Source organism: Gluconobacter sp. P1C6_b, assembly GCF_018811945.1.
Classification (GTDB): Bacteria; Pseudomonadota; Alphaproteobacteria; order Acetobacterales; family Acetobacteraceae; genus Gluconobacter.
The window spans coordinates 1-899 of sequence record NZ_JACRVU010000065.1 but is presented as its reverse complement, the minus strand read 5'-3'; the positions used below and the strand labels follow the sequence as shown (position 1 = coordinate 899).

1 protein-coding gene is annotated in these 899 nt (G+C 55.3%); it reads left to right on the top strand.

Annotated features, from left to right (window positions below; translation table 11 throughout):
* Nucleotides 1–80: 80 nt before the first annotated feature.
* Nucleotides 81–899, top strand: an 819-nt coding sequence (locus tag KP701_RS16140; protein ID WP_215747914.1) for an IS5 family transposase, incomplete at its 3' end; no start/stop codon positions are given.

Genomic DNA, 899 nt, shown 5'->3' with positions numbered 1-899 from the left:
TGGAGGGTTCGAAAAACCTTCTGGATTTGAGGGTTCCTCTGTGATTCCATCTCTCCTGCGTTGATTGGGGATGATGGCAGATGAAGCAGCCGAGTTTCTTTGATGTTGAAGAGCGGCTGGCCCGGTTAAGCGGGCTTGGCGATCAGCTTGAGGCATTTTCCCGGACTGTGGATTTTGAGGTGTTCCGCCCCGATCTGGAGAAGGCTCTGGCCTATTCAGATGGGAGCAAAGGTGGACGACCGCCGTTTGATCCCGTGTTGATGTTCAAGATTCTGGTGATCCAGACGCTGAACAATCTGTCCGACGAGCGAACGGAATATTTGATCAACGACCGCCTGTCCTTCATGCGTTTCCTCGGTTTGGGACTGTCGGACCGGGTACCTGATGCCAAAACGGTCTGGCTGTTCCGTGAGCGTCTGGCCCAGGCGGGAGCTATTGAAAGACTGTTTGACCGGTTTGATGCCACTCTGCGGACCGCCGGTTATCTGCCAATGTCCGGCCAGATCCTGGATGCGACATTGGTAGCCGCCCCAAAGCAGCGCAATACGAACGCTGAGAAAGCTGACCTCCGGGCAGGGCGTATTCCTGAAGATTGGCAGGACAAACCCGCAAAGCTGTCGCATAAGGACCGTCATGCGCGCTGGACACTAAAGTTTACCAAAGCGAAGCGGCAGGATGACGGGACGATCCCAGCCACGGACCTCGCCATTCCGTTCTTTGGCTACAAGTCCCATGTTTCCATCGACCGGAAGTTCCGGTTCATCCGGAAATGGAAGACAACGGATGCTGCTGCCAGTGATGGTGCCAGACTGCGCGAGGGCCTTCTGGATAAAACCAATACGGCCTCAAGCGTCTGGGCTGATACAGCGTATCGCTCGAAAGCCAATGAGGACTTCATG